Source organism: Pseudoalteromonas sp. 5Ae-yellow, assembly GCF_014077565.1.
GTDB lineage: Bacteria > Pseudomonadota > Gammaproteobacteria > Enterobacterales > Alteromonadaceae > Pseudoalteromonas.
The window spans coordinates 1-26,603 of record NZ_JACGWD010000063.1 but is presented as its reverse complement, the minus strand read 5'-3'; the positions used below and the strand labels follow the sequence as shown (position 1 = coordinate 26,603).

Annotated in this window: 22 protein-coding genes, 1 pseudogene and 1 riboswitch; of the genes and pseudogenes, 11 read left to right on the top strand and 12 right to left on the bottom strand. The window is 38.8% G+C overall.

The window, feature by feature from the left end; all coding sequences use genetic code 11:
• The first annotated feature begins 326 nt into the window (after positions 1-326).
• Complete coding sequence (locus H4J63_RS15440) at positions 327-1,217, top strand: dienelactone hydrolase family protein (RefSeq protein ID WP_182197417.1); 891 nt, start codon at positions 327-329, stop codon at positions 1,215-1,217.
• Positions 1,218-1,272: 55 nt separating this feature from the next.
• Here the strand turns inward: H4J63_RS15440 and H4J63_RS15435 are convergent, their stop codons facing one another.
• Positions 1,273-2,208 (bottom strand): LysR family transcriptional regulator, encoded by a 936-nt coding sequence (locus H4J63_RS15435; protein WP_182197415.1) that lies wholly within the window; start codon positions 2,206-2,208, stop codon positions 1,273-1,275.
• Between the two features lie 133 nt (positions 2,209-2,341).
• Here H4J63_RS15435 and H4J63_RS15430 point away from each other — a divergent pair, with 133 nt between their 5' ends.
• Positions 2,342-3,367, top strand: coding sequence for a zinc-binding alcohol dehydrogenase family protein (locus H4J63_RS15430; RefSeq protein WP_182197414.1), 1,026 nt, complete (start codon positions 2,342-2,344; stop codon positions 3,365-3,367).
• Positions 3,368-3,729: 362 nt separating this feature from the next.
• Positions 3,730-4,386, top strand: coding sequence for a nitroreductase family protein (locus H4J63_RS15425; protein WP_182197412.1), 657 nt, complete (start codon positions 3,730-3,732; stop codon positions 4,384-4,386).
• An 80-nt stretch (positions 4,387-4,466) separates the two neighbouring features.
• On the opposite strand, the gene ribB is transcribed toward H4J63_RS15425, so the two are convergent.
• From ribB to dapB, 6 genes are all read right to left on the bottom strand, one after another.
• Positions 4,467-5,120 carry a 3,4-dihydroxy-2-butanone-4-phosphate synthase gene (ribB, locus tag H4J63_RS15420; protein ID WP_182197420.1) on the bottom strand — a complete coding sequence of 218 codons (654 nt, stop codon included), beginning with the start codon at positions 5,118-5,120 and terminating at the stop codon, positions 4,467-4,469.
• 141 nt (positions 5,121-5,261) lie between these two features.
• A riboswitch (FMN riboswitch) is annotated at positions 5,262-5,435 on the bottom strand.
• A gap of 76 nt (positions 5,436-5,511) precedes the next feature.
• Positions 5,512-6,570, bottom strand: coding sequence for a S66 peptidase family protein (locus H4J63_RS15415; RefSeq protein WP_182197411.1), 1,059 nt, complete (start codon positions 6,568-6,570; stop codon positions 5,512-5,514).
• Positions 6,571-6,906: 336 nt separating this feature from the next.
• Entirely contained in the window at positions 6,907-7,383 is a 477-nt protein-coding gene (greA, locus tag H4J63_RS15410; RefSeq protein WP_149592013.1) for a transcription elongation factor GreA, read from the bottom strand.
• 48 nt (positions 7,384-7,431) lie between these two features.
• Positions 7,432-10,650, bottom strand: coding sequence for a carbamoyl-phosphate synthase large subunit (gene carB, locus H4J63_RS15405; RefSeq protein ID WP_039487473.1), 3,219 nt, complete (start codon positions 10,648-10,650; stop codon positions 7,432-7,434).
• A gap of 16 nt (positions 10,651-10,666) precedes the next feature.
• Entirely contained in the window at positions 10,667-11,803 is a 1,137-nt protein-coding gene (carA, locus tag H4J63_RS15400) for a glutamine-hydrolyzing carbamoyl-phosphate synthase small subunit (protein ID WP_004335400.1), read from the bottom strand.
• A gap of 361 nt (positions 11,804-12,164) precedes the next feature.
• Positions 12,165-12,968, bottom strand: coding sequence for a 4-hydroxy-tetrahydrodipicolinate reductase (dapB, locus tag H4J63_RS15395; protein WP_182197409.1), 804 nt, complete (start codon positions 12,966-12,968; stop codon positions 12,165-12,167).
• A 354-nt stretch (positions 12,969-13,322) separates the two neighbouring features.
• On the opposite strand from dapB, the gene H4J63_RS15390 reads away from it, so the two are divergent.
• The 3 genes from H4J63_RS15390 (at position 13,323) to H4J63_RS15380 (ending at position 16,772) form a co-directional block, all read left to right on the top strand.
• Entirely contained in the window at positions 13,323-14,636 is a 1,314-nt protein-coding gene (locus H4J63_RS15390) for a Na+/H+ antiporter NhaC family protein (protein ID WP_004335396.1), read from the top strand.
• A gap of 132 nt (positions 14,637-14,768) precedes the next feature.
• On the top strand, positions 14,769-15,557 hold the full coding sequence (locus tag H4J63_RS15385; RefSeq protein ID WP_182197408.1) for a nucleoside-binding protein: 789 nt from the start codon (positions 14,769-14,771) through the stop codon (positions 15,555-15,557).
• Positions 15,558-15,755: 198 nt separating this feature from the next.
• A complete protein-coding gene (locus tag H4J63_RS15380) occupies positions 15,756-16,772 on the top strand; it encodes an alpha/beta fold hydrolase (protein WP_182197407.1) in 1,017 nt (338 codons plus the stop codon).
• 110 nt (positions 16,773-16,882) lie between these two features.
• Here H4J63_RS15380 and H4J63_RS15375 read toward each other — a convergent pair whose 3' ends face one another.
• Positions 16,883-17,680, bottom strand: a complete 798-nt coding sequence (locus H4J63_RS15375) for a M48 family metallopeptidase (RefSeq protein ID WP_039487466.1) — start codon at positions 17,678-17,680, stop codon at positions 16,883-16,885.
• Positions 17,681-17,877: 197 nt separating this feature from the next.
• On the opposite strand from H4J63_RS15375, the gene H4J63_RS15370 reads away from it, so the two are divergent.
• Complete coding sequence (locus H4J63_RS15370; protein ID WP_182197406.1) at positions 17,878-19,080, top strand: Bcr/CflA family efflux MFS transporter; 1,203 nt, start codon at positions 17,878-17,880, stop codon at positions 19,078-19,080.
• Positions 19,081-19,106: 26 nt separating this feature from the next.
• Here the strand turns inward: H4J63_RS15370 and grpE are convergent, their stop codons facing one another.
• Positions 19,107-19,718, bottom strand: a complete 612-nt coding sequence (gene grpE, locus H4J63_RS15365) for a nucleotide exchange factor GrpE (RefSeq protein ID WP_024597391.1) — start codon at positions 19,716-19,718, stop codon at positions 19,107-19,109.
• Positions 19,719-19,776: 58 nt separating this feature from the next.
• Positions 19,777-20,742, bottom strand: a complete 966-nt coding sequence (locus H4J63_RS15360) for an HrcA family transcriptional regulator (RefSeq protein ID WP_024604215.1) — start codon at positions 20,740-20,742, stop codon at positions 19,777-19,779.
• Positions 20,743-20,896: 154 nt separating this feature from the next.
• Between H4J63_RS15360 and nadK the strand changes: the two genes are divergently transcribed.
• The 4 genes from nadK to H4J63_RS15340 all read left to right on the top strand — a co-directional run bounded on the left by nadK (position 20,897) and on the right by H4J63_RS15340 (position 24,521).
• Complete coding sequence (gene nadK / locus H4J63_RS15355; protein ID WP_004335384.1) at positions 20,897-21,781, top strand: NAD(+) kinase; 885 nt, start codon at positions 20,897-20,899, stop codon at positions 21,779-21,781.
• Between the two features lie 77 nt (positions 21,782-21,858).
• Positions 21,859-22,416, top strand: coding sequence for a hypothetical protein (locus H4J63_RS15350; protein WP_024604214.1), 558 nt, complete (start codon positions 21,859-21,861; stop codon positions 22,414-22,416).
• A gap of 75 nt (positions 22,417-22,491) precedes the next feature.
• Positions 22,492-24,165, top strand: coding sequence for a DNA repair protein RecN (gene recN / locus H4J63_RS15345; RefSeq protein ID WP_024604213.1), 1,674 nt, complete (start codon positions 22,492-22,494; stop codon positions 24,163-24,165).
• A 32-nt stretch (positions 24,166-24,197) separates the two neighbouring features.
• A complete protein-coding gene (locus H4J63_RS15340) occupies positions 24,198-24,521 on the top strand; it encodes a hypothetical protein (RefSeq protein ID WP_004335381.1) in 324 nt (107 codons plus the stop codon).
• Positions 24,522-24,534: 13 nt separating this feature from the next.
• On the opposite strand, the gene H4J63_RS15335 is transcribed toward H4J63_RS15340, so the two are convergent.
• Positions 24,535-25,557 (bottom strand): GGDEF domain-containing protein, encoded by a 1,023-nt coding sequence (locus H4J63_RS15335; protein WP_259365701.1) that lies wholly within the window; start codon positions 25,555-25,557, stop codon positions 24,535-24,537.
• Between the two features lie 953 nt (positions 25,558-26,510).
• Positions 26,511-26,603 (bottom strand): annotated as a pseudogene (locus H4J63_RS15330) (IS5/IS1182 family transposase); the annotation flags it as partial.

Below are 26,603 nucleotides of genomic sequence, written 5' to 3'. Positions count from 1 at the left end.
TGAGAAGGTGGTTGAAAGAGCTGTTTGAATATCCATAAAAAAACCGTAATTAGCGAAACTAATTACGGATTATTCACGATCATTTAGATCGGTCAACCGATCAATTAACCTTAACTGATCGGCATTAGGCATATTATGCCGAGCTTTTTATTTTTAGCTTAAAAATAATATTCACCTATTTGCTAACGTTACTTCTATTACTTATTTTTTAACACGCAGGATTAATTAACAGTCCTAATAATTGATAGAAATATTGCTCGTTTTTTATCCCTAATACGTTATGGTATTTAAATAATAAATAGACATAATAAAGTTAAGGAACAGCCATGAATACATCTCCCTCTGATCACATTCCTCAAGAAGCCTTTGATTGGTATGACGAATACGCCCACGGTTTAATGGACCGACGTACTTTTATGAAAAAACTCGGTGGCCTTGCTGCACTTGGCTTTTCGATGGCTGTACTTACATCAGCATTATTACCTAACTATGCACTTGCTGAACAAGTATCGTTTAATGACGATGATATTAAAGCAACATACGAAGAATTTGATTCGCCAGACGGGCACGGTAAAGGCAAAGGTTACTTAGCAACCCCTAAAAATGTAGAAGGTAAGCTTCCAGTTGTGCTTGTGGTCCACGAAAACCGTGGATTAAACCCATACGTAAAGGATGTAGCAAGACGCTTAGCGAAGATAGGCTTTATTGCATTTGCACCCGATGCGCTATTTCCACTGGGTGGCTACCCTGGTAATGATGATGAAGGACGCGCTATGCAAAAAACTATGGACAGAGCTAAAATTCAAAACGATTTTGTAGCCGCAGCACACTTTTTAAAATCGCATGCTAACAGTAACGGTAAGTTAGGCGCTGTCGGTTTTTGTTTTGGCGGCTACATTGTTAATTATTTAGCGGCAGTAGATAGCAATTTAATCAGCGCCGGAGTGCCTTTTTACGGTACTCCAGCCAGCGAAAGTTTACGTAAAAATATTAAAGCACCATTAATGATTCAATTGGGCGAGCTAGATAAACGTGTAAACGCGTCGTGGCCACAGTACGAACAAGACTTAAAAGCCAATAATGTTGAATACACTATGCATATGTATAAAGGGGCAAATCATGGTTTTCATAACGACTCGACAGGTCGCTATGATAAAGACAATGCCGAGCTTGCATGGCAACGTACCGTTGAGTTTTTTAATAAAAAGCTAAGTTAGCGAATAAAAAATAATGCCACCTGCTCTAAGCCGGTGGCATTATTAAGTAGACTAATTAGCTCAGTACGCTTTTATCAATAATTCCTTTCTTTACCAACTGCTGCAAAATAGCTTGGGATTTTGCTCTGCATGCATCACGTAGTAAACGCACCGCTGGGGTTATTGACTGCCTACTTGGGCAAATAAGCCAAAGTTCACCATTAACATGTTGATAATCTTGCATTACAGTAACCACCCTGTCATTGAGTAAATCATCGGCTATATCAAGGGCTGATTTTACAGCCAAGCCTTTACCCGCAACGCACCAGCGCCTTACTAAATCGCCATCGTTTGAGGCGCGCCCGCCATTCATTTTAACTTTATATTTTGACTCACCATCGGTGAATTCCCACGTATTATTTGTAATATCCTGCAACTGATAAAACAAACCTTGATGCGACGCTAAATCATCAGGATGCACGGGAGCCCCATTTCGTAAGAGGTATTCGTCAGTTGCACATAACAAGCGCGGTACGTTACAAATTTTGAAACCATAAACGCTAGCATCATTAGGCGAGCCATAACGAAGCGCTATATCAACTGAGTCACGGTAAAAGTCGATATTACTATCACTTATATGCGTTCTTAAACTTAGCTTTGGATAAGTGTCCATAAGTTCATCAATCCATGGGATCACTAAGTTACGCCCTAAGTCAGATGAAAGGGCAACACGCAATTCGCCTTCTATTTCGTCGTGCTCACCTTTAAGGTTTTGCTTTGCAAGCTCAAGTACTGCCAAAGCCTGCTCACATTGTGGTATGTAGCGCTCCCCAGCAGCCGATAGCCTCAAATGACGTGTTGTACGAACAAATAGTTCACTACCAAGGGCTGACTCAACACGTTTAATAGCAGCGCTTGCTGTGGCTGTACGCATATCTAACTTAGCAGCTGCGAGCGTAATACTTCTAAACTCAGCGACTTTTAAAATAAGTTTTAAATCTTCTATGTTCATGTTATCTATTTATATTTGATAATGATTCAACGATTATGCGGTTTATCTATGTTAAAGCAAGGTCTATTATATATCTATCAGCTCGCCAAAGCATGGCTTGCACCTTATATGTAAACAAACTAGGACATTTATTATGAAAGCCATTGGTTATAAAAAATCTCTTCCTATTACTAACCCTGAATCGTTAATTGATGTTAAATTACCACAGCCAGTTGCAACAGGTCGCGATTTACTTATAAAAGTTAAAGCTATTGCAGTTAACCCAGTAGATTACAAAGTGCGTGCATCTATGCCCCCTGCTGAGGGTGAAGTAAAAGTTATTGGTTGGGATGCCGTTGGTGAAGTTGTTGCAATCGGCGATGCTGTAACGGCATTTAAACTCGGTGATGCGGTTTATTACGCTGGTGATATTACTCGCCCAGGTAGTAATGCAGAATTTCAATTAGTGGATGAGCGCATTGTAGGATTTAAACCGCAGAGCTTAAACGATGCTGAAGCTGCTGCATTACCCCTTACCGCAATAACAGCGTACGAATTATTATTTGAGCATTTAAACATTGTAAAACAAGCTGCTGATGCAACAACAAAATCAGACGAAGTTATTTTAGTAACAGGTGCCGCAGGCGGCGTTGGCTCTATTTTTATTCAAATTGCTAAAGCGATTACTGGCGCAACGGTGATTGCCACTGCATCGCGCGAAAGCTCACAAGCATGGGTTAAAAAACTAGGTGCTGATTATGTTGTTGATCATACAAAACCATTACCCGCTCAAATTGACGCATTAAACATTGGCTCGGTAACACATGTAGCAAGCCTGCACAGTACTGATACTTACTTAGAAGCATATACAGACGTACTTGCACCATTTGGTAAAATTGCAATGATTGACGATCCTGAGTCACTCGATGTAAGTAAATTAAAAATGAAGAGTTTATCTCTACATTGGGAATTTATGTTTGCCCGCTCAATGTTTAACGCCAAAGATTTAATTGAGCAAAGTAAGTTATTAAATCATGTTGCCGATTTGATTGACCAAGGCTACATTCAAACAACGATTGGTAAAAATTTAGGCATTATAAATGCGGCTAACCTGCGTATTGCACACGCAGAACTTGAAGAAGGTCGCTCTATTGGCAAAATAGTGTTGGAAGGTTTTTAATTCCATAAATACTAAACACGCGCTGCCTGAATTAATTGAAGGCACCAATGCAATTGGTGTCTTCAGCCAATATTTCGGGGTGGCTATTAGTGTATTTATATTTATTAAAGAAACTATTACCTAATAATATTTGATAATGATTCAACCATATACCTGTTTATCATATTGTAATAACCCACTACTATCCGTACCTAGCTATATTGATAGGCCTTACTTTACGTAGATATCAATTGAATCAAATAAGTAGAGTGATTTAAAAACACGATATTATTTTTGTAATAAATTTTTAAAAGGGTTTGTTTTTACTAAAACTGACTCAACATAGTAAATACTGGTAAAACACCTACTCAATGGAGAAACTAATGACTCACCCTATTATTAATGACTTAGAAAAGCGTTACACAGCAAAACGTTACGATGCAACGAAACGTGTATCTCAAGACGATTTAGCCGTTATTTACGAAGCTATGCGCCTATCTCCATCATCTATTAACTCGCAGCCTTGGAAATTCATCGTAATTGAATCAGATGAGGCTAAAGAGCGTATGCATAGTACATTTGCTAATAAATTTGCGTTTAACCAGCCACATATTAAAACAGCTTCGCATATAATATTGTTCGCTCACAATCCTAAATATACCCGCGATGACTACGCACAAGTTATTGATGCAGATATTAAAAATGGCCGTACTAAAGCAGAAAATCGCGAACAAGCTTTTGGTGCTTATGCGTTTGTTGATATGAATACTGATGAGCAAGGCGTTAATGAAGAGTGGACTAAAGCACAAACTTACATTGCACTGGGTAACACTATGCATGCCGCTGCACGTTTAGGCATTGATTCAACCCCAATGGAAGGCGTAGATGCACAGCTGATTGGCGAAGTCTTTGAAAAAGAACTTGATGGTTACGTATGCGACGTCGCATTAGTACTTGGCTATCATGATAGCGCTGAAGATTATAATGCTAAATTACCTAAATCTCGCTTGGCAAAAGAGCAAGTTATTCAGATTTTATGAGTAATACGTTATAAACTTAAATGATAACAATATTATAAAAACCACTTATTTAAATAAGTGGTTTTTTTCTTCAAAGCGGTTTAACTTACTTGAAGCTGCGCAGCCTGAATGTATTGTACTAAATCTTCAATAGAAACTACGGTCATATTATGTTTATTAGCATAATCACTCACCTCAGGTAAGCGCGCCATTGAACCATCAGGATTTGTTAGTTCGCAAATTACGCCAAATGGTTTTAAGCCGGCAAGTAGCATTAAATCAACCGATGCTTCAGTGTGACCTCGGCGAACTAGCACCCCACCCGTTTGTGCTTTTAAACCAAATACATGCCCTGGGCGCGATAAATCACTTGGTTTAGCGTTATCGGCTGTCGCCGCTTTTATAGTCGTTACTCTATCAGCAGCAGACACACCTGTTGTAACGCCATGCTTAGCTTCAATAGTGACTGTATAAGCTGTGTTATTTTGACTCGTGTTGTGGGTAACCATTTGCGGTAAGTCGAGCTGTTTAATACGCTCCGCCCCCATGCATAAGCAAACAATGCCGCTGCCTTCGCGGATCATTTCGGCCATTTGAGAAGTCGTTAAATGCTCAGCTGAAAATACAAAGTCGCCTTCATTTTCACGGTTTTCGTCATCAACAACAAGTACGCCTTGCCCTTGCTGTAGTGCAGTAATTGCGCTTTGTACGCGGATTTGGCTTTCGCCGAATTGAGTAAGTAGAGACTGAATCATCATTATATTCCAAATAAAAAATAATAGATTCAGGACACTGAAAGGCATGGCAAAGCCATACAAATAAAATTGCATGAATTAAACCAAAACAGCATTAAAAATGCTCACCAAAAAGCTAGGTTTTAGGTGTACATAAATAAGCTATATTCTCTTTCATCCGGACTATAACCGTCGGCTCTGGCATCTCACCAGATCTGCTTGACCTTTACTTAACTGTAAAAATAAGTTAAATAAAGCGCTCGCGGGCTCGTTTGAGTTACAAGTAACTTTAAACATACCGCCGGTGGGGAATTTCACCCCGCCCTGAGAATTTACAGTAAGCATTAGCACTTACTGCAGGCACATTATACGCCTGTACTTATTTGTTTTTCAAAACTAAATGCGATAAAAACTACGAAAGTTGAATATTTAACGATGCGCACTCCACAATACCTTCGTTTATATCTGCAACCAGCGTACAGGTAGCACCATTGACCAAATTTAAGTTAGGTTGAACGTGCCCTATATCCGCATCAAAAATTACAGGAAATAAACACCCACCTAGCGCTACATCTAACGCATGGCGATAGTCAAAGGCATCGTAATGACCTTGTGTTATTTCACTTCGCCCTAAAACCAAGCCATTGATGTCATCAAATATACCGGCTAATTTTAATGACAGTAAAAATCGTGCAACGGTTGTTGGTGTAAGTTCTGAGTTTTCGAGGTATAAAATAAGCCCTTCGGGCGCACTATCCTTTTTAAACTCATGCAGCGCTAAAAATGGCGAGTCGAGCAATAAACCTACGGTATCTAAACACCCACCAAATAACCGACCAGACATTTCTATGGTACGTTTATCTGTGTAGTTTAAACATTGCCAGTTTGTAGGCTCACTCGGGCTGAGTAATTCGTTCGGGTTTTGCGCGTAATTAGGCTTATTTTTTTGGTATAAAGAAGAAGGACCTTGCTCAAATTTACTACCGGCTTCGTAGGTCAGAGTTTCAAATATTTGTAGGCTATACGGATTTTTTTCATCTGGGTGTAACTGCATAAGATTGGCGCTGTGAAGGGTTGCCCATTGGCACTTAGCAGTGAGTGCACATGCAATAGTACTCACATCAGAAAAACCAACTAACCACTTAGGCTTTGCTTCTTTAATGGCGTTAAAATCAAGTAGTGGCAGTATTTCCATTGCCAGCTCACCACCCATTGGCGGCATAATCGCATCTATTTCATCATCTAATAAAAAACCCATTAGCTGCTTAGCATGCGCTTTAGCATTAAGCTGTTCACGTGGTTTGTTTTGACGTAAAAACTCGCCTTCAACAACATCATACCCTCGTTGTTGTAGTCCATTTATAACTATATCTAATCGTCCGTGATACTTTTCTTTTAGCCCAGATGAAAGCGAGCAAATAGCAATTTTAGAGCCTACTTTTAAAGGCGCTGGGTAAAGTATATTAGCCATTGAGTGTTCCTTTTTAATAATACCAACCTGCATAAATCTTTGATCAATTTAACGAATTAAATTGCACTATAACGTCGTTAAAAGTTTTTTATTTAGAACACTAGATATAAAAACTTTTGCCTAGTTCTAGCGTAATTTTCTTAACGTTAAATAGACCCCATATATAATCAGATTGGTATAAAGTGATTATGTACCTATATCATCATGCTTACTCTTTATGCAATATGAATACCCTGAACAGTATAGTGATTAATTGTTATAGCGACTTATTTAAGGCATAAAAAAACCGATGTAAATACATCGGTTTTTATTTAAAACGTTAAAGTGAGTTATGCGTTAAAGATACTCAACTTCAATGATTTCGTACTCAACGATACCTTTTGGCGTTTGAATAGACACTGCGTCGTCCATTTGTTTACCAATTAAGCCACGTGCAATCGGTGAATTAACAGAAATTAAGTTGTTTTTAATATCTGCTTCATCATCGCCTACGATACGGTATTTTACTTCTGCATCAGTATCTACATTTACTATAGTTACTGTGGTACCAAAAATAACTTTGCCCGTATTTGGCATTTTAGTTACATCGATAATTTGAACATTTGAAAGCTTTGCTTCAATTTCTTGAATACGACCTTCACAAAAACCCTGTTGCTCACGCGCAGCGTGGTACTCAGCATTTTCTTTTAAGTCACCATGTTCACGTGCAACCGCAATATCACTTACGATTTTAGGACGGGTAACTGTTTTTAATTCGTTAAGCTCTTTACGCAGTAAATCTGCGCCACGAACTGTCATCGGAATTGATTGCATACTTTTCTCACTTAACACCAAGGCCCTAGTTGGCCTTGGCACATTTCCTTAGTTCAATCGCAGGTGTAGCTCTTGAACTGACGTCACTTTACTGCGGTCATCTGCTTTATTAGCAGTACAGTTAGCGAATGCCGCGTTCAAGGTTGTCGTATAGTTGGTTTTATTTTGCAATGCACCACGACGTAACACCTTCGAATCTTCGATCGCTTGGCGACCTTCGGTGGTATTAACGATATAGCTGTACTCTTTATTCTTGATATAATCAAGAATATGCGGGCGGCCTTCATATACTTTGTTTACACGTCGTACTTCAATGCCAGCTTCTTCAAGAGCTTGTGCCGTGCCACCAGTTGCGTCAAGTTCAAAACCTAAGTCGGTCATGATTTTGGCTAATTCAACAATACGTGGCTTATCGCTATTACGAACAGATAATAGCGCGCGACCACCGCGTGGTAAAGTGTTGCTTGCACCTAATTGTGCTTTTGCGAATGCTTCGGCGAAAGTATCACCAACACCCATCACTTCACCCGTTGAACGCATTTCAGGGCCACGAATTGGATCCACACCCTGAAACTTAGCAAATGGTAAAACAACTTCTTTAACGCTGTAATAAGGAGGGATCACTTCTTTAGTAATACCTTGGCTTGCCAAAGACTGACCCGCCATACAACGAGCCGCCACTTTTGCAAGCGCTACACCGGTTGCTTTTGATACAAACGGTACAGTACGTGCTGCACGCGGGTTAACTTCAATTAAGTACACTTTGCCATCTTTTACAGCAAACTGTGTATTCATTAAGCCAACAACACCAAGCTCAAGCGCCATGTCGGTTACTTGCTTGCGCATCACATCTTGCACTTCTTGCGATAAAGAATGTGCTGGTAATGAACATGCTGAGTCACCAGAGTGAACACCGGCTTGCTCAATGTGCTCCATGATACCGCCAATAATTACTTGCTCGCCGTCGCAAATCGCGTCAACGTCAACTTCAATTGCGTTATCTAAGAAACGGTCCAGTAATACAGGTGCTTCGTTTGATGCAGATACAGCTTCGGTCATGTAGCGACGTAAATCGTCTTCATCGTATACAATTTCCATTGCACGACCACCTAGTACATACGACGGACGTACAACGAGTGGGAAACCAATTTCAACTGATTTAAGTAGTGCTTCTTCAGTTGAAGTTACTGTTGCATTTTCTGGCTGAAGTAAGTTCAGACGCTCAACAAGTTGTTGGAAACGTTCGCGATCTTCTGCACGGTCAATCGCATCAGGTGAAGTACCAATTACTGGAACACCATTCGCTTCAAGCTCACGTGCTAATTTAAGTGGTGTTTGACCACCGTACTGCACGATAACGCCTTTTGGCTTTTCAACACGTACGATTTCGAGTACGTCTTCAAGTGTAATTGGCTCAAAGTATAGTCTATCAGATGTATCGTAATCGGTAGAAACCGTTTCAGGGTTACAGTTAACCATGATGGTTTCATAGCCGTCTTCGCGAAGCGCAAGCGAGGCATGTACACAACAGTAATCAAATTCAATACCTTGGCCGATACGGTTAGGACCGCCACCAATAACCATGATTTTGTCTTTATCTGTTGGGTTTGCTTCACACTCTTCATCGTAAGATGAGTACATGTAAGCTGTGTCTGAGCTAAATTCTGCGGCGCACGTATCAACACGCTTGTATACTGGCACGATGTTTAATAGGTGACGTTTTTTACGAATTTCAGCTTCAGATACACCAGCAATTTCAGCTATACGTGGATCTGCGAAACCTTTGCGTTTAAGTTTACGTAGGAAGTCGGCATTTAAACCAGCCATACCTACTTCACCAATTTTTGCTTCGTCTTTTAAAATATCTTCTATTTGTACTAAGAACCAGCGATTAACTTTAGTCAGCTCATAAACATCATCAACGCTCATACCATGGCGCATTGCATCGGCAATGTACCAGATACGCTCAGCACCTGGCTCGCGTAATTCGCGAATGATTTTTTCTTTAGCTTTAGGGTCATCAAGTGCAACTATTGGGTTAAAACCTGTTGCGCCCACTTCAAGACCACGTAATGCTTTGTGTAATGATTCTTGTTGGTTACGACCAATCGCCATTACTTCGCCAACTGATTTCATTTGCGTAGTTAAACGATCGTTAGCACCGGCAAATTTTTCAAAGTTAAAGCGAGGAATTTTTGTTACAACGTAATCGATTGAAGGCTCAAAAGATGCTGGAGTTTTACCGCCAGTAATATCGTTTTGAAGCTCGTCAAGCGTATAACCTACTGCTAGCTTTGCAGCAATTTTAGCAATTGGGAAACCCGTTGCTTTTGATGCAAGTGCAGATGAACGTGATACACGTGGGTTCATCTCAATGATAACCATACGGCCATCTTCAGGATTAATACCAAACTGCACGTTAGAACCGCCAGTTTCTACACCAATTTCACGTAATACCGCCATAGAGGCGTTACGCATAATTTGGTATTCTTTGTCGGTTAGCGTTTGCGCTGGTGCAACGGTGATTGAATCGCCAGTGTGAACACCCATAGGGTCAAAGTTTTCAATGGTACAAACAATAATACAGTTATCGTTTTTATCACGTACAACTTCTGTTTCGTACTCTTTCCAACCAATCAGTGATTCATCAATCAATAATTCGTTTGTTGGCGATAAGTCTAAACCGCGCTCACAAATTTCTTCAAACTCTTCCATGTTGTAAGCAACACCGCCACCGGTGCCACCCATGGTGAAAGAAGGACGAATGATACATGGTAAGCCAATTCGGCTCATTGTATCTTTAGCTTCTTCCATTGAGTGAGCAATTTCAGCACGAGGACATTCAAGGCCAATGTTTTTCATTGCTACGTCAAAGCGTTCACGGTTTTCTGCTTTGTCGATTGCATCCGCCGTTGCGCCAATTAGCTCAACGCCGTGCTTAGCCAATACACCGTGCTTGTCTAAATCAAGTGCACAGTTTAATGCTGTTTGACCACCCATTGTAGGCAGTACTGCATCTGGCTTTTCTTTTTCAATAATTTTTTCTACCACTTCCCAGTGAATTGGTTCGATGTAGGTAGCATCGGCCATTTCAGGATCGGTCATGATAGTTGCAGGGTTTGAGTTAACTAATATAACTCTATAGCCTTCTTCTCTAAGTGCTTTACACGCTTGAGCACCAGAGTAATCAAATTCACAAGCTTGACCAATTACAATTGGGCCTGCGCCTAAGATAAGAATGCTTTTTATGTCGGTACGTTTTGGCATTATTACTCCTGTTAAATTAGTGTTTACGCGCTTGCATCAAATCGATGAAGTGGTCAAATAATGGTGCTGCATCGTGTGGACCTGGACTTGCTTCAGGGTGACCCTGGAAGCTAAACGCAGGTTTATCGGTACGATGAATACCTTGAAGCGTTCCATCAAATAATGATTTATGCGTAGCACGAAGCGTACTTGGTAGGCTTGATTCCTGAGCTGCAAAACCATGGTTTTGAGCTGTGATCATAACTACATTGCGGTCTAGGTCTTTAACTGGGTGGTTACCACCGTGGTGGCCAAATTTCATTTTTTCTGTTTTAGCACCTGAGGCAAGGGCTAATAACTGATGACCTAAACAGATACCAAAAATAGGTGTGTCGGTTTCTAAAAAGGCTTGAATGGCTTCAATAGCGTAAGTACATGGCTCAGGATCGCCAGGGCCATTAGATAAGAAGATACCATCAGGGTTTAAAGCAAGTACGTCAGCGGCTGAAGTTTGCGCTGGTACTACTGTAAGTTTACAACCACGGTCTACAAGCATACGTAAAATATTACGTTTTACACCGAAGTCGTAGGCAACAACATGAAACTTTTCATCAGCAGCGTCAAGGGTTTTAAATCCTTCACCTAATGTCCAGCTTGATTCGCGCCACTCAAAATTTTCCTTGGTTGAGACAACTTTTGCTAAATCCATACCTTTTAAACCTGGGAAGGCTTGCGCGGCTTGTAACGCTTTATTTTCGTCTAGCTCGTCACCGGCAACAATACACCCGTTTTGTGCGCCTTTATCACGCAAAATTCGAGTTAGCTTTCTGGTGTCGATGTCCGCAATACCTAAAATATTACGTTCTTTTAAGTAATCATCTAACGATTGCTCGTTACGAAAGTTACTTGCTAGCAGTGGCAAATCACGGATCACTAGGCCTTTAGCCCAAATTTGATTCGCTTCTTCGTCTTCGCTGTTGGTACCCGTATTACCGATATGTGGGTACGTCAAAGTTACGATTTGTTCCGCGTATGATGGATCAGTCAAAATTTCTTGATAACCAGTCATAGACGTATTGAATACCACTTCACCGACTGACATGCCGTCAGCGCCGATTGCAGTACCGCGAAACACTGTGCCGTCTTCTAGGACTAACAGAGCGGATTTAGTCAAGTTAAACCTCCTAACAGTAAAAAACGGGAGTAAGCAATTGCTTAACACCCCGCCAATACCCAGAGGGATCGTCAAAACCAGATTTTTGTGAGCTTAAATTGTTTTACGCAGTCTTAAATGATGCAGATGTAAAGCATTCAACCTTCAATCATTTTTCTTGCCTAAAACTATTTTCATTCCCACTGAAACCCTGGATTTACTAGCCACTTGGGTATAATTGGAAACACGCATTTAGTAATTTTTGGCAAATTGGCTGCATATTACATGAAGTTGCTATTTAGGTCTAACATTATTTGGTTAATTGTTACAAATAAGTCACTGTAGGTGAAATTAGACCCAAACAGTTAAAATAGTAACTAAACTACTTAAGATCTAGCACATCTTGCATATCATAAAGTCCAGCAGGTTTGTTTTTTAACCAGCTTGCAGCCCTTATAGCACCTAGAGCGAACGTCATTCTCGAACTTGCTTTATGTGTTAATTCAAGCCTTTCGCCCATTGTAGCGAAGTATGCGGTATGTTCACCTACTATATCGCCACCTCTTAGGACAGAATAACCAATCTCATTTTGAGATTTCGCTGTTTCTATTTGGCTTCGGTCATATACCGCAACCTCGTCGTGATCCCAGCCTTTCGCTTGCGCGATTGACTCACCTATTGCCAGTGCAGTACCCGATGGTGCATCTATTTTATGACGGTGATGCGCTTCAAATATTTCGATATCTAAATCGTCACCAAATTTAGTCGCTGCAGTTTGCACAAGGTTAAGTAATACATTGACACCTACGCTGTAATTTCGCGCAAATACAACAGGGATATGTTTAGCGGCATCGTGTAATAGCGCCATATCATCATTTGTTAAACCTGTTGTGCCAATCACCATAGGAATTTTTTGTGCAACAGCTGTTTTTAAATGGTTTTTCATACCCGCTGGCAGCGTAAAGTCGATTAAAACATCTACATCATCTATTGTACTTTCGTCGCTAAAGCTAACACTGTTATCGGCTGCGCTATTTACTTTATTTACATTAATGCCCAATAGCGATGAACCACTACGAACATATGCGCCTGTAAGTTGTGTTTGCTCTTTAATTGTCGCGGCTTCTAATAGGGCTAAGCCCATTCTGCCGTTAGCACCAAAAACACCTATTCGATTTGTAGTCATGGTTTTTACCTAATTTTATTTGAATCCGTTTATTAGCTATATATCCGGACATTGCAAAATACGCAGGTGGGTATTTTTATGCAGTTGGATAAATATTAATCGCTGAAAATCGCGTTGCTTTATAGATATTATCTAAAAGTCATGCAATAGTCAGGTGACCTTTTAATTTAATAATAATAACAATACCAGTTTACTTTAGCCATCTATACATTTAAACTTCTCTTTCGCGTCGATTTGGTCTTTGGCTTGCGGACGCTGCGGCTAACAACTTTTTAAAATAAAAAGTTGTACTGCTAAATTCAGCTAAAAGAGGAGTTTTGGCTGTGATAAATTTTACTGGTTATGAGGATTATGATGCAGCCATCATTTAATAAAAACAAAGCAATACTTTCTTTACTTCCCCTACTTACCTTTGTAGCGCTATTTTTAGGCTCAGGTTTGTATTTGCAATCGCAAGGGGTTGATTATGCTTTTTACCAACTACCTGCACCTGTTGCTATATTGCCCGCCATCATGCTTGCGTTTATTTTAAATAAAGGCACGGTAAACCAATGTGTAGAGACCTTTATTAAAGGTGCCGGACACAACAATATTATTACCATGTGTTTAATCTACTTACTTGCAGGTGCCTTTTCGGCTGTGGCAAGTGCAACCGGTGGAGTAGATGCGGTAGTAAATGCAGGCTTATCACTTATTCCACCTTCGTTATTGCTCCCTGGTTTGTTTTTAATTGCGGCCGTTGTTTCTACTGCAATGGGAACGTCAATGGGTACGATTGGCGCCATTGGCCCTATCGCTTATGCGGTATCAATTAAAACAGGTATAGACCCAGCATTAATGGCAGGTACGATTGTATCTGGCGCTATGTTTGGCGATAACTTATCTATTATTTCAGACACCACTATTGCAGCTACGCGCACTCAGGGCTGTGAAATGAAAGACAAGTTTAAAGAAAATCTTAAAATTGCAGTCCCTGCAGCCATTCTAACAATCGCCCTGTTGTTTTATTTAACACCTGCTGCACAAGTAGTTGAAACTAAAGACTATGATATTTGGTTAGTACTTCCTTATGCCTTTATTTTAGTGTTAGCAGTTGCTGGCTTGAACGTATTTGTAGTGTTGTTTAGCGGTATTATTTTTGCCGCATTAATGGGCTTTACAGGAAGTTACGAAGGCGCAAGCTTTGTAAAAGACATTTACAAAGGCTTTACTGATATGCAGGAAATATTTTTACTTTCTATGTTTATTGGTGGCTTATCTGAATTTATTCGTATCAACGGTGGTCTTGATTACATTGCTCAAAAAATTCAAGCGATTACTAAAATCATTGCAAAATGGCACCGTAAAGTGGCAGATCAATTAGGTATCGCTGCGTTAGTTTTAACAAGTAATGTATGTATTGCTAATAACACAGTGTCTATTATTGTCGCGGGTCCTATTGCTAAAAAGCTAGCAGATGACGGTGAAATAAGCGGTAAACGCTCTGCCAGTTTACTTGATATATTTGCCTGTGTTACACAGGGTTCATTGCCATACGGTGCCCAAGCATTGTTATTAGGTGCTACGTTTAAAATTAGCCCGTGGGAAGTATCAACGTCTTCTTATTACTGCTTTATTTTAGCATTTACAGCCATTGCAGTTATTTGCTTACGCCGTAATAAAGCATAGTTTAAACACCGACACTATGTTGTAGCTTAATAAGTAAGCTGCAACATATGTTAAAATAATACTCTACATATCAATCACTTTTGCTATAATGCGCGCCTTCGCGTGTCACTAAAATTATAGTTAAATACAGATATGAAATTTAAAAAATTACTTCCTCTCGTTACTTTTACATCAATTGCTTTATCGTCTTCTGCTTTTGCGGCTAATTGGAGCAGCACAGCACTACATATTAATAATGGCAACCAAAAAAACCCATTCACTGAGCAAGAGTCAAACACCACTGTTTACTCGGTTCAACATGCATCGGGTTACGATTACGGCGATAACTTCTTTTTTATCGATTACAGTAAAGACGATACCGATGATGGTTACCAAGATGCTGATTTTTATGGTGAGTGGTATTCAACGGTAAGCTTATCGGCCATTAGCGGCGAAAAAATTGGCGCAGGCGCATTATTAGATGTGGGCCTTACCGGTGGTATTAACGTTGCTGGTGACTCTAAAGTAATGAAATACTTGCCTGGTGTTAAATTAAGCTGGGATGTACCTGGATTTAACTTTTTTCAAACGCTGTTCACAGCTTACATTGACGATAGTGAAGGTGTAGCAAAAGGCGGTGCTCCTATTGAAACAAATAGCTGGATGCTTGATGTAGCTTTTGAATATCCTTTCACTATTGGCTCACAAAAATTTAGCTTTAAAGGCCACGCTGAATACATTGCAGAGCGTGAAGATGAATTTGGTAACGATGTAGAGGCGTGGATACTCGCACAGCCTATTTTAGTATGGGATATGGGCCACGCTATTCAAATGAAAGAAAACACACTACTGTTGGGTATGGAATTACAATACTGGCACAATAAACTAGGTACTGAAGTCACTGAGTCAGTGCCACAAATCCATATTGAGTGGACGTTTTAAGCTTTAACGATACTCGTTTTACCCTACATTAATAAGCGAAGCTCTCTTTTAGCTTCGCTTTTTTCATCTCCAAATTAAACAACGTTGAGCATGACAAAGCCTCAATTGAATAGTACTTAATGTTTGGTTACTATAATGAATTATTCTGAGTTTTATATATTAGAGCTAATATTATTTGTCCTTAATTGGAGTAACCAAATGTCGTCGATTAAAGTTATTTGCTTTTCTACTTTATTGTTATTAACAAACAATGCATTAGCGAGCACAACGCAAGATACCTCTTCACTTTCTTATGATGCGCTTTTAAGCAGTTACCAGTACGACTTTAAAGTAAATTACTTTAACATTGAGTCACAAAAACAGTCTCTTAAAATGGCCTATATTTACTTAAAGCCTACCAAATCCGACATGCCTACAGTGACGCTTATGCACGGCAAAAATTTTAATGCAGATTACTGGACTACCACTGCGCAATACCTGCAATCTTTAGGCTACGGCGTATTAATTCCTGATCAAATTGGTTTTGGAAAATCATCTAAACCAACTAATTACCAGTATTCATTTGCGGCTCTTGCTAACCATACTCATGCGTTAATGGACTCACTTAATATAAAAGAGTCAATTGTATTAGGGCACTCTATGGGTGGGATGCTAGCGAGTCGTTTTGCATTAATGTACCCAAACACAACTAGTAAATTAATTTTACTTAACCCTATTGGGCTTGAAAACTATCTGCAGTATGTTGATTACAAAGATACAAATTTTTTCTATAAAAACGAATTTTCAAAAACGCCAGAAGGCGTAAGAAAATACCAACAAAAAAATTACTACGATGGTAAGTGGAATGCCACATATTCAGCCTTAACCGACTTTATAACAGGGCAAATACAAGGCCCAGATAAAGAACAAATGGCATGGGTAAATGCAAAAACATACGATATGATTTTCACTCAATCTGTAATAACCGAATTTAAAGATTTAACTGTACCGGTTAAATTAATTATTGGTACACGCGATAGAACTGGCCCTGGCCGTAACTGGAAAAAAGACGGTGTTGATTACGAGCTTGGTCGATATGATAAATTAGGCAAACACGCTGCAACACTTATACCTGACGCACAATTATTTGAACTGGATAATTTAGGGCACCTGCCGCACATTGAAGATTTTGAACGCTTTAAAAATGTATTTAAACAAGCACTTGCTGCTGAATAACCACGCTTAAAAACTAAAATAAAACCCCTGTAGGTAAATACCTACAGGGGTTTTATTTTAATTACGCATTAATACTAAACGCACACTACTTCAAATAGTAAAGCGCTTAACTACAGTGTGCATTGTGGGTTTTTACCCTGTGCTTTAGCAGTGCTTTGCTCGCTAAGTGCTTTACTCATTTGCGCTTGTAAATTTTTAATACGGTTACTTGGCGCTGGGTGAGTAGATAAAAACTCAGGGGTTGTACCGCTGCCCGCTGCACTCATATTTTCCCAAAGTGTAACCGACTCTTGTGGATTAAAACCCGCCTGTGCCATTAAATCCAGACCTATAGTATCGGCTTCTGATTCGTGAGAGCGGCTAAATGGTAAAACAACTCCATATTGTGCGCCCAAACCTAAGCCTTGCATAATTTCGTTACGGTATTGAATATTACCCATTTCAAGTGCAGCACTACCAAGCTGCATACCGGTATCTAAAATAGAGCTTTGTGAAACACGCTCATTAGAATGCTCAGCAATTACGTGCCCTACTTCGTGCCCTAGCACTGTTGCTAATTGGTCTTGATTGGTGGCTATTTTTAATAAGCCCGTATGAACCCCAATGTAACCCCCAGGTAATGCAAAAGCGTTAGCAGATTCATCTTCAAATACCACTACTTCCCAATTTTGCGACGCGTATTCTTTTGGTAATACAGCCACTACTTTTTCAGCAATACAATTCACATAAGAATTTGTTTTAGCGTCTTTATTTATTGGCTGAGATGCTTTCATTTCGGCAAAGCTAGCTGTGCCCATTTCACTCATTTGTTGATCTGAGTAAAGCGCTATTTGAGTACGTCCTGTTGGTGACGTTTTACAACCGGCTAAAACGGCTGTCGCTAATACTGCAAGTACTAGTTTTTTCATGATAATTCTCTTAAGTAATGAATTTTTTATTGCTTGTAGAATAGCAAACACAGTACCAATTTAAAATATTTGCTTTATGTACCGTTATATTAAAAAAAAGCAATATGACGATAAACTTAGCGGGCAAACTAAGTTTATCCAAATACAATGCCCTGTTACACTATAACCCTTGTTTTTAGTGATTGTTGAGTTTACACATGGACGCCTCAGCCTCGTCTTTTAATACCCGTATTTTATTGCCTTTATTGGCCAGTATAGTGGCGATTACGCCATTGGCGATAGATATGTACTTACCTGCCATGCTGGTAATTGCAAACGATTTACACACTAATATGCCCAATGTACAAATATCGTTGAGTATTTACTTAGCAGGCTATTCATTAGGGATGCTATTTTTTGGCCCCATTGCCGATCAAATTGGCCGCCGTAAGCTCGCACGTATTGGCTTAACCCTATTTGGCGCAAGCTCACTTGCACTCGCATTTACAACCGAAATCCATGCGTTTTGGACTCTTAGAGCAGTGCAAGCATTTACGGGAGCGGCAGCAACGGTTGTAGTACCGGGTATTATTCGCCATATTTATCAGCAAAATACAGCTAAGGGAATGTCGTATGTGTCGATGATTATGATGGTAGCACCGTTAGTTGCCCCCTCTGTTGGTTCGTTTATTTTAGGATTTTCTGTTTGGTCAACAATATTCTTGGTTCTTGCTGGTTATAGCTTTTTAATATTGGCGTTTGTGCAAGTGTATCTAATTGATATTCCTATTCACAAAAATGAAAAAAAGGGTCTCGCTCTGTTTTTCGACAGCTATAAAACAGTACTCAGTAATAAAGATGCACGTGCCGACATACTCAGTTCTATGTTTGTATCGTTTGGATTTTTTTGCTTTTTGACCTCAGTACCATTTATTTATTTAGATTTATATGAAGTGTCAGAACAGTTATTTGGTGTGTTATTTGCGTTTAATGTAATGGCGCTGATGTTTGGTAACTTTTTAAATACGCGAATTGTACCAAGGCTGGGCTCTCGGAAAATGCTCTATATTGGGCTTACATTTGGATTTGTATCGGGGCTGGCTTTGCTAACATTTAGCTTATTGCATTTATCACTTTATTATATTGTGGCTGCTATTGCGCCATTAATGATGAGCTTAGGCGTCACTGCAAGTAATGCTGACTCGCTAATATTAATGAAGTTTGAAAAAAACACAGGCACGGCAACGGCCGTAATTGGCACACTTCGTTTTGGCAGTGGCGCGTTAGTTGGCCCACTACTCGCTATTATGCATGCAAAAAGCGCAGTGCCATTTTCAAGTCTAATGTTTAGCGCTGTGTTGCTTACTATGCTCGTACAGTTAATTCACTATAAAAAAGACAAAAAAAATGCCTCAATATGAGGCATTTTTTAAAACTAATAATTCAATTAAGCATCAGCAGCTTTAGAAACCATAACCATTGCAGGGCGTAATAAACGACCATTTAATGTATAACCTTTTTGCATAACAGCAAGTACTGTATTAGGTGTTACATCGTTACTTGGTTGAATTGACATTGCTTGATGAAAATCTGGATTAAACTGCTCACCTTGTGGGTTTACAATTTCAACACCAAACTTTGCAACAGCATCGTTAAAGCTTTTAACTGTCATATCGATACCTTCAAGCAACGGCTTTAAAGTCTCATTTTCTTTATCAGAAAACTCAATAGCACGCTCAAGATTATCAATTACAGGTAGTAATTCGTTAGCAAATTTTTCTAGTGCAAACTTATGCGCTTTTTCTACATCTTGTGCTGCACGACGACGAATGTTGTCTACGTCTGCTGCAGCACGAACAACACCATCTTTTTGATCAGCAATAGTTTGTTTAGCAGCTTCAAGCTCTGCATATAGCATAGCTATTTCTGCTTCAGGGCTTTGCTCTTCTTCTGCATGTTGATCAGCGGCTTCTACTGCTGCTTCTACATCAGCCTGCATTTTAGAAATTTCTTCGTTTAATTCTACTTCTTGCTCAGGGTTTTGTGTCTGCTCAGACATAAAATACGTGCTCCAATTCTTTACAACTGCGGTAATTATGGGGATTGAATAAAAAGATTCAAGAGTTAGATGCCTCAATTAATTTAAATTCTCGAATTATTTCTTCGATTTGCGCTGATTTAGGGCAAATTATACAAAAGCGGCTTTGGTATTCTTGATTTTGAAAGTACGGCACGCTTATTACGATCAATTCATCACACTCAGTAAAAGGCAATTTTTCGCTATTAAGTACCGATACACCGTTTTTAAAAGCGAGTTTATCTTCTACATAATTTAAAAACGAAACACCAATATTTAAACTTTGCTCACAATCGATTTGTTTATAGAGGTAATTTTCGCCAACTACAATACTATTATCTGAGCCTAATTTTTGACTTAGTTGTCGCGTCCATTGATTAAGCGAATCATGACAATTTCGAGGCGCTGTATTTGCCATCGCCTGCATACGATACAAACCCTCCATAAGAGTTTGTTGGCTAAATACGGTGTTCAACCATGTTGCAAACTGATAACGAACAGAATCTGACGAATCATGAGGTTTATCAATACAAATGTTGTGGCTCTGCCCAGCCCTGTCTATTAATAGAATAAGCCAGTCGGTAGAATCAAAATCAAGCACTTCTACTCTAAACACTTGCTGCGAGCTGACTTGTGGTAAACCAACACAACAACATATTTGGTATTTTTGGCTCAAACCATGTGCTAGTTCAACGAGTTGTGATTGCTCTGGTTGCCAATAATTAGCAATGTCAGCGAGTGGAAAAAACTCGTCAAACCAATAATCAAACCCTTCATTTGTGGGCACTCGTCCTGCAGATGTATGAGGTGAATACAATAGCCCCACTTTTTCTAAGCGAGCCATAGCATTACGAACCGTAGCCGAGCATACTGCCATGCCTTTGAGCTTGGCAATTTTTGTTGATGGAACAGGCAAGCCTTCACCATTACAGTACATGTTCATAACAGCTGAAAAAATTTGCTGATCTCGTGAGTTTAGTTTCATGGTATCTACATCTTGTTGCATGAAAGAGATATCGGGGCGTCTAGTTGTTTTTCAAGTCGTGCAGTTAACTGACTGCGAATAAAATTGAAGGTTTATAATATTGCTATAATCTGTATTTTCAAACACTTCTGTTTTGAGTTACTCTACAATTATTAAATCTTTTTGTGCGTACATTATGGACTCTCCTTTTAATACCATTGGACTAATTGGCAAACCTAATCACCCGGGAGCCGCTGCTACCCTTCAGCGCTTACATACATTTCTACTTGCGCTTGGTTTTGAGGTAATAGTAGAAAAACGCACAGGGAGTCAATTAGACGATATCCCGCATGACAAACTTGTTAAGTTAGTCGACCTAGGAGAACAAGCCGATTTAGCTATTGTTGTAGGCGGTGACGGTAACATGCTTGGTGCTGCACGCGTGCTTGCGCGCTTTAACATTGCTGTAATTGGAGTAAATAGAGGTAACCTTGGCTTTTTAACTGATTTAAACCCTGAAGGGTTTGAAGCGAGCTTAGAGCAAGTCCTCAGTGGTGAGTACCTTGAAGAAAAACGCTTTTTATTAGAAGTAGAAGTATATCGCCACAACGAATTAAAGAGTGCAAATTCTGCCGTTAACGAAGCGGTACTTCATGCCGATAAAGTAGCGCATATGATTGAGTTTGAAGCTTTTATAAATAATGACTTTGTGTTCTCTCAGCGCTCTGACGGTTTAATAGTATCAACCCCTACTGGCTCTACGGCATATTCACTTTCAGGTGGCGGGCCAATTTTAACGCCAGAGCTAAATGCAATATCGTTAGTGCCTATGTTTCCTCATACCTTATCTAGCAGACCTTTAGTGGTCGATGCCGATAACGAAGTACGCTTAAAGCTAAGCCTAGAAAATACAGATAGCTTGCAAGTAAGTTGCGACAGCCATGTTGTGCTTGCCGTATTACCCGGCGATGAGGTAGTAATTAAAAAAGCGGATAAACAATTGCGCTTAATTCATCCAAAAAATTACTCGTACTACAACGTTTTACGTACAAAACTAAATTGGGGTAGTCGTTTGTACTAATTTTATTGCCAAAAGTTAAACGATAGAGCAAAATATTAGTAACAACTAAAAATTAAACATTTCAGGAACAAACGGCAATGACTTATGTAGTATTCTTTGCTTTACTGCTATTAATTACACTTTTATACAGTTACCTCAAAATTGAGAGTAATCGCAAAAAAGCAATCGAAGCTAGAAAAAAGCTATTTAATGAACGTGTTTCGCATGTAAATTCACGCCTTAGAGTAAAACTTAATGATCTTCTTGATGCTAAAATAATTCGCCCAAAATACGTTCCTCGTATTCAAGCTATTGTAAATAATTTTTTTGTTGTTCAATCGCATACAGAAGAGAATTTACAGCAACTTGAAGATACCGCTGACCTACTAATTAATACGTTGTCCAACGAGTTAATTAAAACTAATCAAACGAATATAATCCAACCATTGATTGATAATATACAGTACTTTGTATCTGAGTTACCTCAGCAAGGAATTTTATACAATAAGAGTTTTTACCTAAATACTTTACCTCCACTTATCGGGCTACTTAAAACCGAAGACGTTATACAAACTACTGATATTGTTGATGATCAAATTGATACCTCCCCAAAAACTTCTGATACACAATTTACTCAAGATGTAAGCGTTGCATAAATAATAAAAAATTAATTTGCAAAAAACCAAAACACTGTATAAATTAACAGTTAATTGACTGGATGGATAAACAGTATGTTAATTGGTTTAGAAGTTAAAAATTTTGCAATTGTTAGTAATTTAAGCACAGAATGGCGCAGCGGTATGACCGCGATCACAGGCGAGACAGGTGCTGGTAAATCTATTGCTATTGATGCGCTATCATTATGTTTAGGTGAACGAGCTGAAGCATCAGCAGTGCGCCCAAGCTCTGATAAAGCAGAAGTATGCGCTCAATTTGACCTAACAGATTTACCGCTAGCTCAATCGTTTTTAGAGCAACATATGCTAAACAATGACGATAATGAATGTTTATTGCGTCGTGTTGTTTGCAAAAATGGACGCAGTAAAAGCTATATTAATGGCAGTGCCGTTACCGCATCACAATTAAAAGAACTTGGTCAATATTTAATATCTATTCATGGACAACATGCCCACCAACACTTATTAAAAGCTGAGCATCAGTTACAGCTTTTAGATGCCTATGCAGGGCATCACCACTTAGTAAATGATGTAAATAACAACTATAAACAGTTTGCTAACTTACAAAAAGAATTTAAACATTTAGAGCAACAACAGCAGCAACAAGCAGCGCAAAAACAATTGTTAGAATACCAAGTTGCAGAGCTCGATGAGTTTGCCTTACAAGAAAGTGAGTTTGATTTAATTGAGGCCGAGCATTACAAACTTAGTAATAGCCAAACAATATTAGAATCGTGCCAACGTGAATTACAATATTTATATGAAAGTGATGAACAAAATGCTTGTTCAATGCTGCAGCACAGTGCCCAACAATTCGCTGAGCTGGCTCAATACGACGAAAGCTTAGCGGGCGTAGCAGCGCTCCTTAGTGAAGCCGCAGTACAAGTTGAAGAAGCAAGCCGTGAAGTTCGAAATTATACTGAGCAAGCAGATTTAGACCCTGCTCGTTTAGGTGAAGTAGAAAATAGACTAAGCGGTGCGATGGATTTAGCGCGTAAGCATCACATAAAACCACAGCAGCTAGTTGAGTTTCATCAATCGATTGCTCAAGAGCTTGAGTCAATAAGTAATAATAGTAATCGTCTAGAGCAACTAGAGTCAGAAATAGAAAGCGCGTTACTTAGTTATAAGCAAGCTGCCGATGAACTAAGTAAAAGTCGCTATGAGTATGCTAATACACTTAACACACTAATAAGTGAAAGCATGGCTAATTTATCGATGGAAAACGGTGTATTTGAAATAGCTTTAACTCAAGAGAGTAGCCGCGCACCAAATAGCTTAGGGTACGATAATGTGTCGTTTTTAGTATCAACTAATCCTGGGCAGCCACTTCAGCCGTTAGCTAAAGTAGCCTCAGGTGGTGAGCTTTCGCGAATTAGCCTTGCTATACAGGTAATTATTGCCCAAAAAGTAACAACCCCAACGCTTATTTTTGATGAAGTTGATGTAGGTATTTCTGGCCCTACGGCATCAGCCGTAGGCAAACTATTGCGCCAGTTAGGTAAGTCTACTCAAGTGATTTGTGTTACCCATTTACCGCAAGTTGCTAGTAGCGCACACCAACAATTTTTTGTAGCTAAAGAAATAGCACAAGGCGAAACGTTCACTCATATGCTGCCTTTGAATAAAGATGGTCGTATTAATGAAATAGCTCGCTTACTTGGTGGTGATAATATCAGTAAAACAGCTAAAGCGAATGCTAAAGAACTAATAATGGCCCATGCCTAATATTGGTTAATAGAGCTTTGAAGGATTAAATAATGCACAGTACTTTAGTTAATTTTTGTATCATTTTAAGTTGGTTTTTATTAGCGCTAAGCAGCTGTTTAATAATTTTTAGTAAATATAAGCATACTTACTTTAAACAGCGTTTACTGAGGTTTTTAAATAGCTTTTTAGTTCTTCAGATAATCGCCGTAGCCTATTACTTTACTAGCGAAAAAATAAATAACCTAAGTGACTTAGGCATCAGTTATTGGCTATTAATTACAATGCAGATTGCCTGTAATGCAATGTGTTACATGAGCGTAAAGCGCAGAAAGGCTAAAATAAAGCCATCACTTGATTCGTTTTCAATGGATTAAAGTAGATAAACTTTTAAGAAGAACACGTTCTGTTTTTACCTTGCGCTTTTGCTTTATAAAGTAGTTCATCAGCACGCTTGATATCAAGATCAATTGAGCGTTCGGCACTTGCAGAGATAACACCAATACTTAGCGTAATATTGGTACTATCTGAAAATAAGCTCACAGCTGAAGCTTTAAGGGTGTTGTGGATTTTTTCTGCAACTTGCTCCCCCTGCTCAACTGTTGCATCTGGAATAACAATTAAAAACTCCTCTCCGCCCCAACGTGATGCAATCGCATTTTTTGGAATACTTTTATCAAAGGTTTTAGCTAACTGAATAAGTGCTTCATCGCCAAAATCATGGCCGAATTGATCATTAATCTTTTTAAAATTATCTACATCAGCTAATAAAATTACAAAAGGAGTATTATTATCTTTCAGCTCACTTTTGAAAGCCACAAGCTTATTCATGGTATAGCGACGGTTTGGCAGGTTGGTGAGTGGATCTATAGTTGCTAAAAATTCATTTTTTTTGCTTAAAGCAATTAATTTACTGCTGTATTTTTCTCTTGAAAATTCGTAATAACCACTCAACGATGCAACAATTATAAAAGCGAGTATGATTCTGACTGGAAACTGCTCAGGATTGTAGTCATATATATTAAATGTATCAGCGCAATAAAAACCGAGAACAATCGCCGATAAAAATAAAACAATATCAAACGTCCCTCGTTTAAGCCCTCGAATTGAATAAGTAACAGGAGACACTATAAATATCCATATAGGCCCTGTACCTTGTGCTCCTCCTGTAAGTACAAGATAAAACATTAGTGCATACAGGTTATATAAAATTACAGTTGCAGACTTCTCTACACCTCTACCTATATTAAACGCCGATAAGTAAACAAACGAAGAAACAACCAAAGTAAATGCTAATAAATAGCTGTTGTTAATAAATGCCAAGCTAGCCATCGAAAACGTTGCTATAAACCCTATTGAGGAAAAGAACCGAACAATGAGCTTAATTTCTAAATTGTTTGAGTATTCGTACATAATTTCTATTTATTTTATTTGTATATAAAAGCAAACTTATAGATATAAAGTAAGCAAACCGTAAACAGCGTGCAATAATGAACCTACTTTATATTTAAATCAACTATTAAGGTTAGTAATTAACACTGACAATTGTGCACATATTTTTAGCCTCTTGCATTTATCTCAGGTAAGTACATTTTTACGATATTAAATTGCTTGGCACTAATACCATTTACTAAAATTATATAAGTACGCCCTTTTATTCCTGCAATAATCGAACTGACTGGTAGTCAAAGAATATATAAACCTGCACAGTTAAAGTTGGTAGTAACTATTCTATGAATTGTGCCTGGCCCCAGCAAATAACACATTAATCAATAAAAGTGCCGCTACAAGAAAATACACGCATTATACCAATCCGCAATAATACTCAATCAATTTCAAGGATTGAACTTGGCACTAACTGTGTTAAAACTTTCGAGATACGACTGCATGAATACAAAGCAATGTAGAGGTAATTGCCGAGAACACCTAAGTAGCAAAACTTTAGCCCCATTATCGACATAATTTTGTTATCTCAAAATAGATCACTTAATTAACCGAATTGGTATTAGAGTATATAAACGACATAGAAGAAAGAAGTGTCGATAACGTTTATATATATGAAACGAGCCCTGAAAGCCGCTTAGTAGATACCCAAAGAAATCGCATTTGGCTTATAAAGAACAACCCATAATAACAAAGCAGTTTCTTTGAAAGTTACTATATAAGGTTACTACATGAAGTTACTAACAAAAGGTGTTGCTCAAGAAAGCCATACAAGAGATGGTATAAATATAGCACCATTTGTCACTAATTACGTTGACATTACATTTGGATAAAACAAATAAAAAAGCAAGCCAGTTGGCTTGCTTCTTATTCATTTTATTAATACGAACAATTAGGGGCTGTTGATCTTTGTAGTACATATATCAATCAGCCCACATTGGTAGCCACATCATAGTAAATGCTAAAGCGAGCATTGAATGATAATTTCGTTCAAGCTTTTCATACCGCGTGGCTAT

Coding starts and splice junctions, on each gene's coding strand:
- carB (WP_039487473.1), bottom strand. CDS start 10,650: ATGCCAAAACGTACCGACATAAAAAGCATTCTTATCTTAGGCGCAGGC.
- dapB (WP_182197409.1), bottom strand. CDS start 12,968: ATGACTACAAATCGAATAGGTGTTTTTGGTGCTAACGGCAGAATGGGC.
- H4J63_RS15360 (WP_024604215.1), bottom strand. CDS start 20,742: ATGCAACAAGATGTAGATACCATGAAACTAAACTCACGAGATCAGCAA.
- H4J63_RS15380 (WP_182197407.1), top strand. CDS start 15,756: ATGTCGTCGATTAAAGTTATTTGCTTTTCTACTTTATTGTTATTAACA.
- H4J63_RS15370 (WP_182197406.1), top strand. CDS start 17,878: ATGGACGCCTCAGCCTCGTCTTTTAATACCCGTATTTTATTGCCTTTA.
- H4J63_RS15425 (WP_182197412.1), top strand. CDS start 3,730: ATGACTCACCCTATTATTAATGACTTAGAAAAGCGTTACACAGCAAAA.
- H4J63_RS15340 (WP_004335381.1), top strand. CDS start 24,198: ATGCACAGTACTTTAGTTAATTTTTGTATCATTTTAAGTTGGTTTTTA.
- grpE (WP_024597391.1), bottom strand. CDS start 19,718: ATGTCTGAGCAGACACAAAACCCTGAGCAAGAAGTAGAATTAAACGAA.
- H4J63_RS15350 (WP_024604214.1), top strand. CDS start 21,859: ATGACTTATGTAGTATTCTTTGCTTTACTGCTATTAATTACACTTTTA.
- greA (WP_149592013.1), bottom strand. CDS start 7,383: ATGCAATCAATTCCGATGACAGTTCGTGGCGCAGATTTACTGCGTAAA.
- H4J63_RS15435 (WP_182197415.1), bottom strand. CDS start 2,208: ATGAACATAGAAGATTTAAAACTTATTTTAAAAGTCGCTGAGTTTAGA.
- H4J63_RS15430 (WP_182197414.1), top strand. CDS start 2,342: ATGAAAGCCATTGGTTATAAAAAATCTCTTCCTATTACTAACCCTGAA.
- H4J63_RS15440 (WP_182197417.1), top strand. CDS start 327: ATGAATACATCTCCCTCTGATCACATTCCTCAAGAAGCCTTTGATTGG.
- ribB (WP_182197420.1), bottom strand. CDS start 5,120: ATGATTCAGTCTCTACTTACTCAATTCGGCGAAAGCCAAATCCGCGTA.
- nadK (WP_004335384.1), top strand. CDS start 20,897: ATGGACTCTCCTTTTAATACCATTGGACTAATTGGCAAACCTAATCAC.
- H4J63_RS15390 (WP_004335396.1), top strand. CDS start 13,323: ATGCAGCCATCATTTAATAAAAACAAAGCAATACTTTCTTTACTTCCC.
- recN (WP_024604213.1), top strand. CDS start 22,492: ATGTTAATTGGTTTAGAAGTTAAAAATTTTGCAATTGTTAGTAATTTA.
- H4J63_RS15415 (WP_182197411.1), bottom strand. CDS start 6,570: ATGGCTAATATACTTTACCCAGCGCCTTTAAAAGTAGGCTCTAAAATT.
- H4J63_RS15375 (WP_039487466.1), bottom strand. CDS start 17,680: ATGAAAAAACTAGTACTTGCAGTATTAGCGACAGCCGTTTTAGCCGGT.
- H4J63_RS15385 (WP_182197408.1), top strand. CDS start 14,769: ATGAAATTTAAAAAATTACTTCCTCTCGTTACTTTTACATCAATTGCT.
- H4J63_RS15335 (WP_259365701.1), bottom strand. CDS start 25,557: ATGTACGAATACTCAAACAATTTAGAAATTAAGCTCATTGTTCGGTTC.